The sequence below is a fragment of the Amycolatopsis sp. NPDC059027 genome (assembly GCF_042739735.1).
Classification (GTDB): Bacteria; Actinomycetota; Actinomycetes; order Mycobacteriales; family Pseudonocardiaceae; genus Amycolatopsis.
Genome location: NZ_JBHYIK010000005.1, coordinates 185,891 through 200,955, shown reverse-complemented (window position 1 = coordinate 200,955; position 15,065 = coordinate 185,891). Strand labels below are relative to the sequence as shown.

14 protein-coding genes and 1 pseudogene are annotated in these 15,065 nt (G+C 69.1%); 6 read left to right on the top strand and 9 right to left on the bottom strand.

Going from position 1 to position 15,065, the window contains the following annotated elements; translation table 11 throughout:
• Positions 1-164: 164 nt before the first annotated feature.
• The 3 genes from ACFWY9_RS05720 to ACFWY9_RS05710 all read left to right on the top strand — a co-directional run bounded on the left by ACFWY9_RS05720 (position 165) and on the right by ACFWY9_RS05710 (position 3,454).
• Positions 165-659, top strand: coding sequence for a PH domain-containing protein (locus ACFWY9_RS05720; RefSeq protein ID WP_378325184.1), 495 nt, complete (start codon positions 165-167; stop codon positions 657-659).
• Between the two features lie 72 nt (positions 660-731).
• Positions 732-2,576, top strand: a complete 1,845-nt coding sequence (gene ilvD / locus ACFWY9_RS05715) for a dihydroxy-acid dehydratase (protein WP_378325182.1) — start codon at positions 732-734, stop codon at positions 2,574-2,576.
• 35 nt (positions 2,577-2,611) lie between these two features.
• A complete protein-coding gene (locus ACFWY9_RS05710) occupies positions 2,612-3,454 on the top strand; it encodes a phosphotransferase family protein (protein WP_378325181.1) in 843 nt (280 codons plus the stop codon).
• Between the two features lie 34 nt (positions 3,455-3,488).
• Here the strand turns inward: ACFWY9_RS05710 and ACFWY9_RS05705 are convergent, their stop codons facing one another.
• Complete coding sequence (locus tag ACFWY9_RS05705) at positions 3,489-4,019, bottom strand: DoxX family protein (protein WP_378325213.1); 531 nt, start codon at positions 4,017-4,019, stop codon at positions 3,489-3,491.
• A gap of 84 nt (positions 4,020-4,103) precedes the next feature.
• Positions 4,104-5,012: a 2-hydroxyacid dehydrogenase gene (locus ACFWY9_RS05700; protein WP_378325180.1), complete on the bottom strand. Its 909-nt coding sequence runs from the start codon at positions 5,010-5,012 to the stop codon at positions 4,104-4,106.
• A gap of 65 nt (positions 5,013-5,077) precedes the next feature.
• Between ACFWY9_RS05700 and ACFWY9_RS05695 the strand changes: the two genes are divergently transcribed.
• Positions 5,078-6,295, top strand: a complete 1,218-nt coding sequence (locus ACFWY9_RS05695; RefSeq protein ID WP_378325179.1) for a PQQ-dependent sugar dehydrogenase — start codon at positions 5,078-5,080, stop codon at positions 6,293-6,295.
• A gap of 9 nt (positions 6,296-6,304) precedes the next feature.
• On the opposite strand, the gene ACFWY9_RS05690 is transcribed toward ACFWY9_RS05695, so the two are convergent.
• The 5 genes from ACFWY9_RS05690 to gatC form a co-directional block, all read right to left on the bottom strand.
• Positions 6,305-7,450, bottom strand: a complete 1,146-nt coding sequence (locus ACFWY9_RS05690; protein WP_378338247.1) for a Gfo/Idh/MocA family protein — start codon at positions 7,448-7,450, stop codon at positions 6,305-6,307.
• Between the two features lie 173 nt (positions 7,451-7,623).
• Positions 7,624-8,133: a hypothetical protein gene (locus ACFWY9_RS05685; RefSeq protein ID WP_378325176.1), complete on the bottom strand. Its 510-nt coding sequence runs from the start codon at positions 8,131-8,133 to the stop codon at positions 7,624-7,626.
• Positions 8,134-8,142: 9 nt separating this feature from the next.
• Entirely contained in the window at positions 8,143-9,648 is a 1,506-nt protein-coding gene (gatB, locus tag ACFWY9_RS05680) for an Asp-tRNA(Asn)/Glu-tRNA(Gln) amidotransferase subunit GatB (RefSeq protein ID WP_378325175.1), read from the bottom strand.
• Positions 9,648-11,168, bottom strand: a complete 1,521-nt coding sequence (gene gatA / locus ACFWY9_RS05675) for an Asp-tRNA(Asn)/Glu-tRNA(Gln) amidotransferase subunit GatA (RefSeq protein WP_378338246.1) — start codon at positions 11,166-11,168, stop codon at positions 9,648-9,650. Before gatA ends, gatB begins: the two co-directional genes overlap by 1 nt.
• A complete protein-coding gene (gene gatC, locus ACFWY9_RS05670; protein ID WP_345399821.1) occupies positions 11,165-11,464 on the bottom strand; it encodes an Asp-tRNA(Asn)/Glu-tRNA(Gln) amidotransferase subunit GatC in 300 nt (99 codons plus the stop codon). The genes gatA and gatC overlap by 4 nt, the downstream gene beginning before the upstream one ends.
• A 220-nt stretch (positions 11,465-11,684) precedes the next feature.
• On the opposite strand from gatC, the gene ACFWY9_RS05665 reads away from it, so the two are divergent.
• Positions 11,685-12,338, top strand: a complete 654-nt coding sequence (locus ACFWY9_RS05665; RefSeq protein ID WP_378325212.1) for an amino acid-binding protein — start codon at positions 11,685-11,687, stop codon at positions 12,336-12,338.
• Between the two features lie 49 nt (positions 12,339-12,387).
• Here ACFWY9_RS05665 and ACFWY9_RS05660 read toward each other — a convergent pair whose 3' ends face one another.
• Complete coding sequence (locus tag ACFWY9_RS05660; RefSeq protein ID WP_378325172.1) at positions 12,388-12,882, bottom strand: GNAT family N-acetyltransferase; 495 nt, start codon at positions 12,880-12,882, stop codon at positions 12,388-12,390.
• Positions 12,875-14,915 (bottom strand): annotated as a pseudogene (gene ligA, locus ACFWY9_RS05655) (NAD-dependent DNA ligase LigA). Before ligA ends, ACFWY9_RS05660 begins: the two are co-directional and overlap by 8 nt.
• On the opposite strand from ligA, the gene ACFWY9_RS05650 reads away from it, so the two are divergent.
• Positions 14,838-15,065, top strand: a complete 228-nt coding sequence (locus ACFWY9_RS05650) for a hypothetical protein (RefSeq protein ID WP_378338253.1) — start codon at positions 14,838-14,840, stop codon at positions 15,063-15,065. The pseudogene ligA and the gene ACFWY9_RS05650 overlap by 78 nt on opposite strands.

Below are 15,065 nucleotides of genomic sequence, written 5' to 3'. Positions count from 1 at the left end.
GCTTGGGAAGTACGAGGCCGGTCTGCGTTGTCACGTGGCAGACCGTAATCCGCGCTCGGGCGAGGTGTCAACTCTGCGGGACGCACGTTCCGCATGGTGGACGTCGCGGCGGTGCCCGGCACCCGCTTTCGAGCCGTCGCGCGCGGGCGTGCACCATCTTGGTCGTGGCCGAAAAAGAGCAGCGCAACCAGGCAGACGAGGGCCGGACGGCCGTCTTCAAGATCCCGGGCACCGCGTACGCGGCGATCGCCCTTCTCACCGTGTGTGTGACCCCTATCGCACTGGGCGAGATCCCCGGGCTCGAGTTCCTCTACCTCGCCCCGATCGCGTTGTTCGTCTTCGTGCTCCGGACCCGCACGGTGGCCACCCGGCAGGGGCTGGCGGTCCGCACCATGTTCGGTAAGCGCGACATCCCGTGGTCGTCACTGAAGGGCCTCGCCATCACGAAGAAGGCGCGGGTGCGTGCCGTACTGAAGGACGACACCCAGGTCACGCTGCCGACCGTGCGCACCCGGCACCTCCCGGTGTTGTCGCTGGTCAGCGAGGGCCTGGTGGCCGACCCCAGCGGGTTGCTCGACAACGAAGAGCCGTCGCCCGGAAAGCCCGCCGCGGACAAGCCGACCGAGACCGGCCCTTCCGGGGCGGCGACCCAGGAGTAGAATTGGTAGGACCAGTTTTGCGGGCCTCCCGAACCCCCTGCTGGTCCATCCACCTCCACCTGGGAGAACGCCGTGCCTCAACTCCGTTCCCGGACCACCACCCACGGCCGCAACGCGGCGGGCGCGCGCTCGCTGTGGCGAGCCACCGGGATGACCGACAGCGACTTCGGCAAGCCGATCGTGGCCATCGCCAACTCGTACACCCAGTTCGTGCCGGGGCACGTGCACCTCAAGGACCTCGGCGAGATCGTGGCCGAAGCGGTGGCCGAAGCGGGTGGCGTCGCGCGTGAGTTCCACACGATCGCCGTCGACGACGGGATCGCCATGGGCCACTCCGGGATGCTGTACTCGCTGCCCTCGCGCGAGATCATCGCGGACTCGGTGGAGTACATGGTCAACGCGCACCAGGCCGACGCGCTGGTGTGCATCTCCAACTGCGACAAGATCACACCGGGCATGCTCAACGCCGCGATGCGGCTGAACATCCCGACCGTGTTCGTCTCCGGCGGGCCGATGGAGGCAGGGAAGGCCGTCGTGGTCGGCGGGGTCGCGCAGGCTCCCACCGACCTGATCACCGCGATCGCGGCATCGGCGAACAGCGAGGTCGACGAGGACGGGCTGGGGATCGTCGAGCGGTCCGCGTGCCCCACCTGCGGTTCGTGCTCGGGCATGTTCACCGCGAACTCGATGAACTGCCTGACCGAGGCGCTCGGCCTCTCGCTGCCGGGAAATGGCTCCACATTGGCGACGCACGCCGCGCGGCGCGCGCTGTTCGAGAACGCCGGACGCACGGTTGTCGACCTGTGCAAGCGCTGGTACGGCGAGGACGACGACTCGGTCCTCCCCCGGTCCATCGCCACGCACAAGGCATTCGAGAACGCGATGGCGCTGGACATGGCCATGGGCGGTTCGACGAACACCGTGCTGCACATCCTCGCCGCCGCGCAGGAGGGCGAGGTCGGCTTCACCATCGCCGACATCGACGAAATCGGGCGACGCGTGCCGTGCCTGTCCAAGGTCGCGCCGAACTCCGACTACCACATGGAAGACGTCCACCGCGCGGGCGGAATCCCGGCGATCCTCGGCGAACTGCACCGCGGCGGACTCCTGCACACCGACGTCCATTCGGTGCACTCGCCCGACCTCGAATCGTGGCTGGCCGAATGGGACGTCCGCGCGAAGGAGCCTTCGGCGACCGCGCTGGAGCTGTTCCACGCGGCGCCGGGCGGGGTGCGGACCACGCAGGCGTTCTCCACCGATGCCCGTTGGTCCTCTTTGGACACCGACGCCGCCGGTGGCTGTATCCGCGACGTCGAGCACGCCTACACCAAGGACGGCGGCCTCGCGATCCTGCGCGGCAACCTCGCCGAGAACGGCGCGGTGATCAAGTCCGCGGGCATCGACGAGGACCTGTGGCACTTCGAGGGACCCGCCCGGGTGCTGGAGAGCCAGGAGGAAGCCGTCTCGGCGATCCTCAAGAAGGAGATCCAGCCCGGCGAGGTCCTGGTGATCCGCTACGAGGGCCCCGCAGGCGGGCCGGGCATGCAGGAGATGCTGCACCCGACGGCGTTCCTCAAGGGCTCCGGTCTCGGCAAGAAGTGCGCGCTGATCACCGACGGCCGGTTCTCCGGCGGTTCGTCGGGCATCTCGGTCGGGCACATCTCGCCGGAGGCCGCCGCCGGTGGCCTGATCGGGCTCGTCGAGAACGGCGACCGGATCCTGCTGGACGTCCACGAGCGCCGTCTCGAACTGCTCGTCGACGCCGAGGTCCTGGCCGAGCGGCGCTCGAAGATGGAGGCCTCGGAACGGCCGTGGCAGCCGAAGGAGCGGCAGCGCCCGATCACCGCCGCGCTGCGGGCGTACGCCCGGATGGCCACTTCGGCCGACACCGGCGCCGTCCGCGACCCGAACAAGTAAACCCCCGGCACCGCTCGGCGGCCTACGATGATCGCGTGTCACCGGAGGTCGCCGAGCGCTGCGCCCGGGTAGTCGGCCCTTGCGACGTCGTCGCGGACCTTTCGTGGCCACACGGCGAGGCCAGGGTCCTCGCGCTACGCGGCGAAGACGAGCGCGAGTGGATCGCGAAGACCGTGCTCCAGAAGCGGAACTACCAGCGGGAGCGCGACGCCTATCTGAATTGGGCGTCGCCGTTGCGTGGCCACGTTCCCGAACTGCTCCACCATGACGACGAGCTGCGCCTCCTGCTGCTTGCCCGGTTGCCCGGCGAGCTGGTGCAGGATCACCCGGCCGAGTTCTCCGCCGACGTCCACTTCCAGGCGGGCGCGCTCACCCGGCGCCTGCACGACGTCGCCGCGCCGGAAGCCGATCCGGAGTTCGGCGCACGTCTGCTGCGCAAGTTCGAGAACGTCGTCGCCCGGGCCGATGGACTGGTCCCGGCCGACGGGGTGACGTTCACCCGCCGGATGTTGCGGGCACTGATCGACCAGCCGCCGCCCAGCGTGGTCCCGTGCCATCGGGACAATCAACCGCGGAACTGGCTGATCGACGACGCGGGCGTGGTCCGATTCATCGACTTCGGACGTGTCGAACGCGACGTGTGGGTAGCCGATCTGCACCGGCTTCACTTCCGCGAGTGGGCTACGCGGCCGGACCTGCGCGAGGCGTTCCTCAGCGGCTACGGCCGCCGCCCGTCCGCCCCGGATCTCGCGCTGTTCCGGACCTACAACGCCTTCTCGGCGGTGAGCACGATCGTGTGGGCGCATGAGCACGACGACGTCGCCTTCGAGGCGCATGGCCGCACGATGCTCACGGAGGTCCTCGACGGCTCGGCATGAGTTGCCGAAATTCGGCAACGGCCGCTGACCTGGGCTAACGCGTCAGCACGATGACGACGACCGACGCGGCCGCCGCCAGCAGCACTCCACCGACAGCGAACGGGAACGGCCGCTTGCGCCACGGGGTGTTGCGGTCCAGCGCGAACCGGCCGGAGCCGGTGAAGAGCAACGCCAGCGCGACGGCGCCCAGCAGCAACTCGAACTCGAAGCCCTGCCCTTGGCCCTGGAAGAACCCGCCGTGGAACTTCGCGTACACGATGTTGGCGGCCACCCCGAGCAAACCCGCGGCACCCAGCCAGGTGAACAGCCCGGCGACCACGAGCACGGCGCCGCCGAGCTCGGTGATTCCGGTGATCCACGAGAGCAGGGTCGTCTGCTTGTGGTAGCCGAACATCTCGAGCGCCCGCGCGAACCCGCCGATGCCCGGACCGCCGAAGAGACCGAACAAGTGCTGGAGCCCGTGGGCACCCATGATCACGCCGAGAGCGAGCCGGAGTACCAGCAGCCCCAGATCGGACCCGCCCGAACGCGATTCGTCGTCAGTGTCCTCCACGCCGGACAAGATACTGGTGCTCTGGTAGTCGTCGGCTTCACTGCTCACGCGCGCAGGTTAGGGGATACGTCACATCCCCGCGACCCGGATCGCCGGTCAGTACTCCCCTCGGACGATATTGTTCGGCAGTTCGCCCCCTGCGTACCGCGCGATCTCCGCCGCCGCCACCGCGTAGGAGCGGCTACGGCCACCGCGCACCGTGCCGCCGACATGCGGAGTGAGCAGCAGGCCCGGCACTTTCCAGAGCGGGTGATCCGCGGGCGGCGGCTCCGGATCGGTGACGTCGAGCGCGGCACGCAACCGGCCTGTCGCCAGCTCGGCGACGAGCGCGTCCGTCGTCACCACAGTGCCACGGGAGACGTTGACCAGCACCGCGCCGTCCGTCATCGCCGCCAGGAACTCCTCGTCGACCATGCCCCGGGTACGCGAGGTCAGCGGCACCATCAGCACGACCACGTCGTGCAGGCCGAGCAGATCGGGCAGCTCATGGACACCGTGGACGCCTTCGCGCGCCGACATACCGACCATCGTGCAGCGAGCGTCGAACGGCTCGAGCCGACGGCGCAGGTGCTGCCCGAGATCGCCCGCACCGACGATCAGCACACGCTTGCCCTGCAGTGTGTCGGTGGTCTGCCGGTCCCAACGCCCTTCGCGCTGTCCGGCGGCGAAGACGTCGAGCTGCCGATAAATCGACAACAGGACCGCGACCACCCATTCGGCCGTGCTGCCGCCGTGCGCGCCACGGCAGGTGGACAACAGCACGCCGTCGGGGACCTTGCCGACCCAGTCCTCCGCGCCCGCGGTGAGGAGCTGGATGAGCTTGACGTTCGGCACCGCGCCCCACAACTCGGGGCCGGCACGATGTCTGCCGGGAATGAGGACCTCGGCGTCGGCCGCCTCCGGCGGAGTCGGCTCGCCCCACAGATAGCGCACCGCCCGCACCCTGGCTACCTCGGAAAGCACCGCCACGCCTTCGTCGTCGGGGACCAGCACCGTAAGGCTCATGATCACCACGTTATACGCCTACCGCTTACCCGTGGCTCACGTATCGCCACCTAGGCTTGGTAATCGTGCGTACCCGGTACCGGCGGATGTGGTCTTCGCCGCTGGCTTTGCTGGCCTGCGGCGGTCTGCTGCTCGCCGGCTGTGCCCGGTTCGACGGCCCGGGCACCGGCGCGGGACAGACGTTCACTCCCGCACCACGTCCCAGTCCCGAAGCTCCTCCGTCGGTCCAGGGTCCCGGCGGGGCAGGTGGCAAGAACGAGAAGGGCCAGCCGGGACAGCCGACGCCGGTCCCGCCACCGCAGGGCTGCAAGGACTTCGACAAGGCCGTTCTCGCGACGTGTCTGGACACGGTTTCCGCGGTCGCGGGGCTGCCCGGTGACGGATCCGCCCCCAGCGCGCTGGCCGGGGAACGGAAATCCGGTCGGGTGCTCCTGGCCAGCGCAGGCAAGAGCGCCGCGGACTTCGCGAAACTCGACGTCGACGCCGCCGGTGACGGTGGCCTGACCGGGCTGGCGCTGTCGCCAGGTTATGCCGAAGACCAACTCGTCTTCGCGTACGTCACGACGCCGTCGGACAACCGCGTGGTGCGGTTCGCCAGGGGCCAGGCGCCGAAGCCGGTACTGACCGGGATCCCGAAGGGCGCGACCGGAAACCGCGGGGCGTTGCTCTCGGACGGCAAAGGCGCGCTGCTCGTCGCCACCGGGGACGCCGGCAACGCGGCGGCCTCGGCCGACCCGAACTCGCTCGCCGGGAAAGTGCTGCGCATCGACACCTCCGGGAAGGCCGCGCCGGGCAACCCGACCGGCACCGCCGTGTTCGCCAGCGGCCTGCACGCGCCGGGAGGGCTCTGCTCGTCGGCTGACGGTGGCCGCCTGTGGGCCACCGATCGCCTCGGCGACAAGGACGTCATCTACCGCCTGCAGCCCGGCCAGTCGCTCACCGCGCCCGCGTGGTCGTGGCCGGACAAGCCCGGTGTGGCCGGCTGTGCCGACTTCGTGGACGCGAACGGCTTCCTCGCGATCGCGACGTCGGGAACGGGGAACATGCAGAACCTCCCGGTCAAGCCCGACGGCTCGGTCGGCGGCAAACCGTCGGTGACCCTCGACGGCAAAACCGGGAAGCCACCGCTCACCTACGGCAAACTGGCCGGGATGAGCATGATCAACCCGCAGATCGCCGTGGCGGGGACGATCAACAAGGACGGCGGCAACCCGGTGTCCAGCGACGACCGGGTCGTGATCATCACCCCGGCGTCGGTCAACGGCGGCCAGGGCAAGGATTAGCCCGGCTGGTCAGAGCGGTTTCAACTCGACGCGACGACCTTCCACCGACGAGGTCAGTCCTGCTTCGGCCAGTTGGAGGCCCCGCGCGGCGGCGAAGAAGTCGTAGCGGTGTGGCCGTTCCGCGGCGACGTCGCGAACGAACTCGTCCCATTGAGCCTTGAACCCGTTGTCGAACTCGCCGTTGTCCGGCACTTCGGCCCACTGATCGCGGAAACGTTCGGTTGCCGGGACGTCCGGATTCCACACCGGCTTCGGCGTCGCCGACCGGTGCTGGACACGGCATCGCCGTAATCCGGCGACAGCGCTTCCCTCGGTGCCGTCGACCTGGAACTCGACCAGCTCGTCCCGGAAGACGCGGGTACACCAGGACGAGTTGATCTGCGCGATCGTGCCCGGCTCGAGTTCGAAAATCCCGTATGCGGCGTCGTCGGCCGTGGCCGTGTAGGACTCGCCCTGTTCGTCCCAACGTCGTGGAATGTGCGTTGTGGCTTTCGCCGTCACGGCGGTGACCCTGCCGAACAGGTTTTCCAGCAGGTAACTCCAATGGCAGAACATGTCGAGCACGATCCCGCCGCCGTCCGCAGCGCGGTAGTTCCAGCTCGGACGCTGCGCGGACTGCCAGTCGCCCTCGAACACCCAGTACCCGAATTCCCCTCGTACGGACAGCATCCGGCCGAAGAATCCGCCGTCGATCAGCCTCCGCAGCTTCCGCAGGCCGGGCAGGAACAGCTTGTCGTGCACCACGCCGTGGCAGATCCCCGCTTCACGGGCCAGCCCCGCCAGCTCCAACGCGTGCGGCAGTGACTCCGCGAGCGGCTTCTCGGCGTACACGTGCTTGCCCGCCGCGATGGCCTTGCGCACCCACGGTTCCCTGGCCGATGTCAACTGCGCGTCGAAGTAGATGTGCACGTCCGGGTCGGAAAGCGCGGTGTCGACGTCGGTAGTCCACCGGTCCACTCCGTGCCGCTCGGCCATTTCCGCCAGCTTCGCCGCATTGCGCCCCGCGAGAACGGGCACCAGCCGCACCCGGGACCCGTCGGGAAGTTCCACCCCGCCTTGCTCCCGAATGGCCAGCACCGACCGCAGCAGATGTTGCCGATAGCCCATCCGGCCGGTGACCCCGTTGAGCAGGACACCCAGTTCGGGCTGGTTCATCGTTTTCCGCCTTTCCGTTCGGCGACGACGGCGTGACTGGACCAACCGTTCACCCTACGGACGGCCGGACCCGCGTCCCGGAAACTTCCCGGCTGCCGGAACGCGCTGAGAGCCTCCTGAGAAAGCGCTTTCTCAGATTACGACCATTGCCGTATCCCGACCACCACAACGGGTCAGCGCCGACGCGGCATCCTGCTCTCCGCACGTGCCGCGCGGATATCGAGAATCGAAACCGCGAAGGACACGAGAGCGGCGGCGAGGCCGAGATAACGACCGTAGCCGAGGCCGATGACGATGCCCCCGGCGTCGAAGAGCCCCCGCTGGTCGGCGGTGAACTGCCAGTCGTTCGTCACCCAGCCGATGAGCATGAGCACCAGAACCGCCGCGACGGCGACGAGCCAAAGCTGGGGGAGGCCGCTGATCCGGACCTTGCGGAGCTGCCCGAACAGTGTCACCGCCAAGCCGGCGACGAGCAGGAGGAGCGGCGGAAACCACGAGAAGAAGTCCGAATTCCACGCGTCGCGCACGACGTCGTCGTGGGGCAGCGATTTCAGCGCGTCCTCGACGTCGGGACGGCTGGTGCTCAGCGTGGTCCAGGGCAGGAAGGTCGCCACGAGCGCGAGCAGCCCGGCGGCGAGGCCGAGCCACTCGCGCCACGTGACGCGGTTGACCGAGAAGGACACTCAGGCCCCTCAGGAACCGACGCGCTCGATGATCAGCTCACGAACGCGCTTGGCGTCGGCCTGTCCCTTCGTGGCCTTCATGACCGCGCCGACGATCGCGCCCGCGGCGGCGACCTTGCCGCCGCGGATCTTCTCGGCGATGTCCGGCTGCGCGGCCAGCGCCTCGTCGATGGCGGCGAGCAGCGCCGAGTCATCGGAGACGACCTTCAAGCCGCGCTTGTCCACGACCTCGCGCGGTTCGCCCTCACCGGCGAGCACGCCCTGGACGACCTCCTTGGCCAGCTTGTTCGTCAGCTCACCGGAGTTGACCAGCGCGATCACCTCGGCCACCTGGGCAGGCGTGATGGCCAGATCGCCGAGTTCGACCTCGCGGGTGTTGGCCTCCTGCGCCAGCGTGTTGACCCACCAGCTGCGCGCCTCGTCCGGCGTCGCTCCCGCCTCGACCGTGGCGGCGACGAGTTCGACCGCGCCGACGTTGAGCAGGTCACGCAGTGCCTCGTCGGTCAGGCTCCACTCGGCCTGGATCCGCTTGCGCCGCTCGGAAGGCATCTCCGGAAGGGTGGCGCGCAGCTTCTCGACCCATTCGCGGGAGGGCGCGATCGGAACGAGGTCGGGCTCCGGGAAGTACCGGTAGTCCTCGGCGGTCTCCTTCGTACGGCCCGACGACGTCGTGCCGTCGGCCTCCTGGAAGTGCCGGGTCTCCTGCTTGATCGTCCCGCCCTCGGCGAGGATCGCGCCCTGCCGCGTCATCTCGTAGCGGACAGCGCGTTCGACGCTGCGCAGCGAGTTGACGTTCTTGGTCTCGGTCCGCGTGCCGAATTCGGCGGCATCCTTGGCCATCAGCGAGACGTTCGCGTCGCACCGCAGCGAGCCCTGGTCCATCCGGACGTCCGACACACCCAGCGCGCGCAGCAGGTCGCGCAGCGCCGTCACGTACGCGCGGGCGACCTCGGGAGCCCGCTCGCCGGTGCCGACGATCGGCTTGGTGACGATCTCGATCAGCGGCACCCCGGCGCGGTTGTAGTCCAGCAACGAGTGCTCGGCACCGTGGATCCGGCCGGTCGCGCCGCCGACGTGCAGCGACTTGCCGGTGTCCTCTTCCATGTGCGCGCGCTCGATGTCGACCCGCACGATCTCGCCGTCGTCGAGGGTGACGTCGAGGTAGCCGTCGAAGGCGATCGGCTCGTCGTACTGCGAGGTCTGGAAGTTCTTCGGCATGTCCGGGTAGAAGTAGTTCTTCCGGGCGAACCGGCACCATTCCGCGATTTCGCAGTTCAGCGCGAGGCCGATACGGATCGCGCCCTCGACGGCCTTGCCGTTGACCGCCGGCAGCGCGCCGGGCAGGCCGAGGCAGGTCGGGCAGACGTTCGTGTTCGGCTCACCGCCGAAGACGTTCGCACAGCCGCAGAACATCTTGGTCCTGGTGTTGAGCTCGACGTGCACCTCGAGCCCGAGCACCGGGTCGAACCGGGTGACGACCTCGGCGTAGTCCATCAGCTCGGCCACGGCAGTCATCAGGCCTTCCTTCCCAGCTCGGGCACCTGGTGTACCAGCGATCCTCCGGCCGCGGCGTCGCGCGCGACCTCGTAGGCGGCGCCGACGCGGTAGAGCCGGTCATCGGCCAGCGCCGGGGCCATGATCTGCAGACCGACCGGCAGACCGTCCTCATGGGACAGTCCACTCGGGACGCTCATGGCGGCGTTGCCCGCCAGGTTCGACGGGATGGAGCAGATGTCCGACAGGTACATCGCCATCGGGTCGTCGACGCGCTCACCGAGCTTGAACGCCGTGGTCGGCGTGGTGGGCGAGACGAGCACGTCCACCTTCTCGAACGCGTTGTCGAAGTCGCGCGTGATGAGCGTGCGGACCTTCTGCGCCGATCCGTAGTAGGCGTCGTAGTAGCCGGATGAGAGCGCGTACGTGCCGAGGATGATGCGTCGCTTGACCTCCGCGCCGAAGCCCTTCTCGCGGGTCAGCGCCATGACCTCTTCGGCGCTGTGCGTGCCGTCGTCGGCGACACGCAGGCCATAACGCATCGCGTCGAACCGGGCGAGGTTCGAGGAGCACTCGCTCGGCGCGATCAGGTAGTACGCGGGCAGCGCGTAGGTGAAGTGCGGGCAGGAGACCTCGACCACCTCGGCGCCGAGTGCACGCAACTGCTCGACCGCGGCCTCGAAGGACCGCAGCACACCCGGCTGGTAGCCGTCGCCGCCGAACTCCTTCACCACGCCGACGCGCACGCCCTTGAGGTCACCGTTCATCCCCTCACGGGCCGCGGCCACCACCGGGGGCACCGGCGCGTCGATGGACGTCGAGTCCAGCGGGTCGTACCCGGCGATGACCTCGTGCAGCAACGCCGCGTCGAGGACGGTGCGAGCGCACGGACCGGCCTGGTCCAGTGACGACGAGAAGGCGACGAGGCCGTAGCGGGAGACACCGCCGTAGGTCGGCTTGACCCCGACTGTCCCGGTCACCGCACCCGGCTGGCGGATCGAACCGCCGGTGTCGGTGCCGATGGCCAGTGCCGCCTCGAACGCCGCGATCGACGCCGACGAACCGCCGCCGGAGCCGCCCGGGATACGGGCGTGGTCCCACGGGTTGTGGGTCGGGCCGAAGGCCGAGTTCTCGGTGGACGAGCCCATCGCGAACTCGTCCATGTTGGTCTTGCCCAACACCACGACACCGGCCTCGCGCAGCTTGCGCGTCACGGTGGCGTCGTAGGGCGGAAGCCAGCCTTCGAGCGTGCGGGATCCGCAGGTCGTCGGGATGCCCTTGGTGGTCAGCACGTCCTTGAGCGCGAGCGGGACCCCGGCCAGCGGCGAAACGGGCGTCCCGTTGGCGACGTCCTCGTCGACCTGGTCGGCCGCGGCGAGCGCGCCCTCGGTGTCCACGTGCAGGAAGGCGTGGACATGGTCGTCGACCTCGGCGATGCGGTCCAGGTGGGCCCGCGTGACCTCGGCGGCCGACACTTCGCGACGGTGGATCAGCCCGGCGAGGTCGGCGGCGGTCTTCTTGATCAGCTCGGTGTCGGTCATTGCTCTTCCCCCAGGATCCGCGGCACCCGGAAACGGCCTTCTTCGGCGGCCGGCGCACCGGCCAGCGCCTGCTGCTGGCTCAACCCGGGACGGACGACGTCGTCACGGAAGACGTTCGTCAGCGGCACGGCGTGCGAGGTCGGCGGGACGTCCTCGGCGGCGACCTCGCTCACCTTGGCCACCGAGTCCAGGATCTGGTCCAGCTGGCCGGCGAAGACGTCGAGCTCGTCGTCGGTCACGGCCAGCCTGGCCAGCTTCGCGAGGTGCGCGACCTCGTCTCGGGAAATGTTGGGCACGCGGGTGACTCCCGGGTTGTGCTGTGCGGGTTCTCTCGGAAGCTGCAAGTCTATGGTGACGGCGTCGGCCGACTCGACTGGGTTATGCCGGGCAGGCCATGGGCGGAAATCCCGCTCGGCGGACAGCGGGTCCCGGTCCGCGGTCCCGTCTGTCACAATCGGCGCCCGGCAAACGCGTTCCACGGCGAGGCTGGAACGCCAGAGGTGAGAGGGGCGCGTGGTGTCGTTCCTGATCCGGGTCCTGCTTCCGGACAGTCCGGGAACCCTGGGTGCGGTGGCCACCGCGCTCGGCACGGTCGGCGCCGACATCCTCAGCGTGGACGTGGTCGAACGCGGCAACGGCGTCGCCGTCGACGACCTGGTCGTCGAGCTGCCGTCGGGCCGGCTTCCGGACGCCCTGATCACCGCCGCGGAGAGCGTCGAAGGCGTCGCGGTGGACGCCGTGCGCCCGTACGCGGGTGTGCTGGACACACATCGCGAACTGGAACTCGTCGAGGACATCGCCGCGCAGCCGAAGTCCGGACTGGAGATCCTCGCCGAGGGTGTGCCGAGGATCATCCGGGCGGGCTGGGCCGTCGTCGTCGAGCACACCGACGCGGGCGCACGACGCCTGTCCTCGTCCAGCGCCGCACCCGAGACACCCATCACGGATCTCCCGTGGCTGCCGCTCGAACGCGCCACAGTTCTGGATGGCGAGGACACCTGGGTACCGGAGACCTGGAAGGAACTGGGCACCGAACTCGCCGCCACCCCGCTGGGCAAGCCGGGCAAGGCGCTGCTCGTGGCCCGTCCCGGCGGCCCGAACTTCCGGGCCGCCGAGGTCGCCCGGCTCGCGCACTTCGCCGGGATCGTCGCGGTCGTCCTGGACGGCTGAGAGCAAGGGACCTTTGCTATCGCCTGCTATCGCCGCCGCGTGAGCCTCTTCACAGCGCGAGCCCGTACGCGACGAGCGTGATGTGCGGCAGAGGCCGCCAATCACGCTCGGGAAGCCGGGTGAACCCGATTCGTTCGTAGAGGCGATGCGCGGCCTTCATCCCGTCCTGGCTGCTCAGCACCACCCTGGTGCGCCCGAGCTCCCGTGCGCGGTCCACGACGGCTCTGGTCAACGCTTCGCCGATGCCCCGGCCCCGCGCGGCGGACGCGACGGCGAGCATGCGGAACTCCAGCTCGCCGGTACGGGACACCTCGGCCAGTTCGGTGTCGGGGTGCACGATGACGACAGAGCCCAGCACTTCCCCGGCCCCGTCCACAGCGACCAGCAGCTCGCTGTGTGCGGCGCGGCCCTCGACGTCCCGCAGGTCCGCCTCATAACGCGGCTCGACACCGAGGTAGCCGTCGTCCCGGTAGGCCGCCACGGTGAGGTCACCCACCGCGGTGAACTCGTCCCGGCGCGGGGCGCGGATCTCGACGTCAGTCATCGCTTTCCGCCTCCCCGGCTCCGCTCTCGGCCTCGTCGCCGTCCGTTGGCAACGCCACCTCCATGGCCGCGTCCGGGCCGCGGTCGAGCAGCATCTGGAAGCCTGCCTCGTCGAGCACCGGAACCTTGAGCTGGACAGCCTTGTCGTACTTCGAACCGGGCGCGTCCCCGACCACGACGAACGCCGTCTTCTTGGAGACCGAACCGGCCGCCTTGCCGCCGCGGGCCATGATCACTTCCTTGGCCTCGTCACGCGAGAAGGTGTCGAGCGAACCGGTGACGACGATGGAAAGACCTTCGAGGGTGCGCGGAACGGACTCGTCACGCTCCTCCTCCATCCGCACCCCGGCGCGTCGCCATTTTTCGACGATCTCGCGGTGCCAGCCGACCTCGAACCATTCCTGAGTGGCATGCGCGATGGTGGGACCGACGCCATCGACCGCGGACAACTCCTCCTCGCTGGCCTGCTCGATCCGCTCCAGCGAACCGAATTCCCTGGCCAGTGCCTGTGCCGCGGTCGGCCCGACGTGCCGGATGGACAGCGCGACGATCACCTTCCACAGCGGCCGGTCCTTGGCCGCGTCGAGGTTGGCCAGCAGCTTGCGCGCATTGGCCGACAGCTCCCCCGCCTTCGTGCGGAACAGCTCGACCTCGGCCAGGCTCTCCTCGTCGAGGTCGAACACATCGCCTTCGTCCGCGACGACCCGCGCGTCCAGCAACGCCACCGCGGCCTCGTAGCCGAGCACCTCGATGTCGAATGCACCCCGGCCCGCCAGGTGGAACAGCCGTTCCCGCAGCTGCGCCGGGCAGAACCGGGTGTTCGGGCAACGGATGTCGATATCGCCCTCTTTTTTGGTACGCCAGCTCGGTGCCGCACTCCGGGCATTCGGTCGGCATGACGAACTCACGCTCTTCGCCGGTACGAGCTTCCACGACCGGTCCGAGCACCTCGGGGATGACGTCACCGGCCTTCCGGAGCACGATCCGGTCGCCGATCAGCACGCCCTTGCGTTTGACCTCTTCCTGGTTGTGCAGCGTCGCCCTGGCCACCGTGGAACCGGCGACCTTGACCGGCTCGGTCACCGCGAACGGCGTGACCCGGCCGGTACGGCCGACGCCGACCTGGATGTCGAGCAGCGTCGTGATGGCCTCTTCCGGCGGGTACTTGTAGGCGATCGCCCAGCGTGGCGCCCGGGACGTCGTGCCTAGCCTGCGTTGCAGCGAAACCTGGTCGACCTTGATCACGACCCCGTCGATCTCGTGCTCGGCGTCGTGCCGGTGCTCACCCCAGTAGGCGATGTGATCGGTAAGTTCCTTCGCCGACCGCAGGACCTTGCTGTGCGGCGAAACCGGGAGCCCCCACGCGGCCAGCGCCTCATACGCCTCGGACTGGCGCTCGGGTTCGAAGCCTTCGCGGCGGCCCAGCCCATGGCAGATCAGCCGCAGCCGCCGCTCCCGCGTGATCCGCGGGTCCTTCTGCCGCAACGATCCCGCCGCCGTGTTGCGCGGGTTCGCGTACGGCGGTTTCCCCGCCTCGACCATCTTCGCGTTGAGCTCAAGGAAGTCCTCGACCCGGAAGAACACCTCTCCGCGGATCTCGACCAGTGCCGGAACCGGGAACTGCTCGGTACCGGTAAGCGTTTCCGGGACCTGCTCGAGCGTGCGCGCATTCAGCGTCACGTCCTCGCCCGTGCGGCCGTCGCCCCGCGTAAGCGCGCGGGTGAGCTGACCGTTCTCGTACAGCAGGTTGACGGCGAGACCGTCGATCTTCAGCTCGGCGAGGTACTCGGTGCTTCCGATCTCTTTCTCCACCCGCTCGACCCAGGCGAGGAACTCGTCGGTGTCGAAGACGTTGTCGAGGCTGAGCATGCGCTCGAGATGGTCGTGCGCCACGAACTCCGTGGAGAACGTGCCACCGACGTTCTGCGTCGGTGAGTCGGGCGTGACCAGGCCAGGATGAGCGTCCTCGATCCGCTGCAGTTCGGCGAGCAACTCGTCGAACTGGCCATCGGAGACGATGGGGGCGTCCAGCACGTAATACCGGAACTGGTGGCCGCGAACCTCTTCGGCGAGCGCGGCATGCCGCTCACGGACCTCGGCCGGCACCTCCGTGACGTCCTCGGCGGCGTCGAGGGCGGCCTGGTCGGTGATCTGGTCCTGGGGAAGCTCGGTGCTCACGGGTAG

Bases quoted from the DNA above. Each gene is read 5' to 3' on its own strand.
- ACFWY9_RS05650 (WP_378338253.1), top strand. From the start codon at position 14,838: ATGAGCGTCCTCGATCCGCTGCAGTTCGGCGAGCAACTCGTCGAACTG.
- gatB (WP_378325175.1), bottom strand. From the start codon at position 9,648: ATGACTGCCGTGGCCGAGCTGATGGACTACGCCGAGGTCGTCACCCGG.
- ACFWY9_RS05700 (WP_378325180.1), bottom strand. From the start codon at position 5,012: ATGAGCCTTACGGTGCTGGTCCCCGACGACGAAGGCGTGGCGGTGCTT.
- ACFWY9_RS05660 (WP_378325172.1), bottom strand. From the start codon at position 12,882: ATGACTGACGTCGAGATCCGCGCCCCGCGCCGGGACGAGTTCACCGCG.
- gatA (WP_378338246.1), bottom strand. From the start codon at position 11,168: ATGACCGACACCGAGCTGATCAAGAAGACCGCCGCCGACCTCGCCGGG.
- ACFWY9_RS05690 (WP_378338247.1), bottom strand. From the start codon at position 7,450: ATGAACCAGCCCGAACTGGGTGTCCTGCTCAACGGGGTCACCGGCCGG.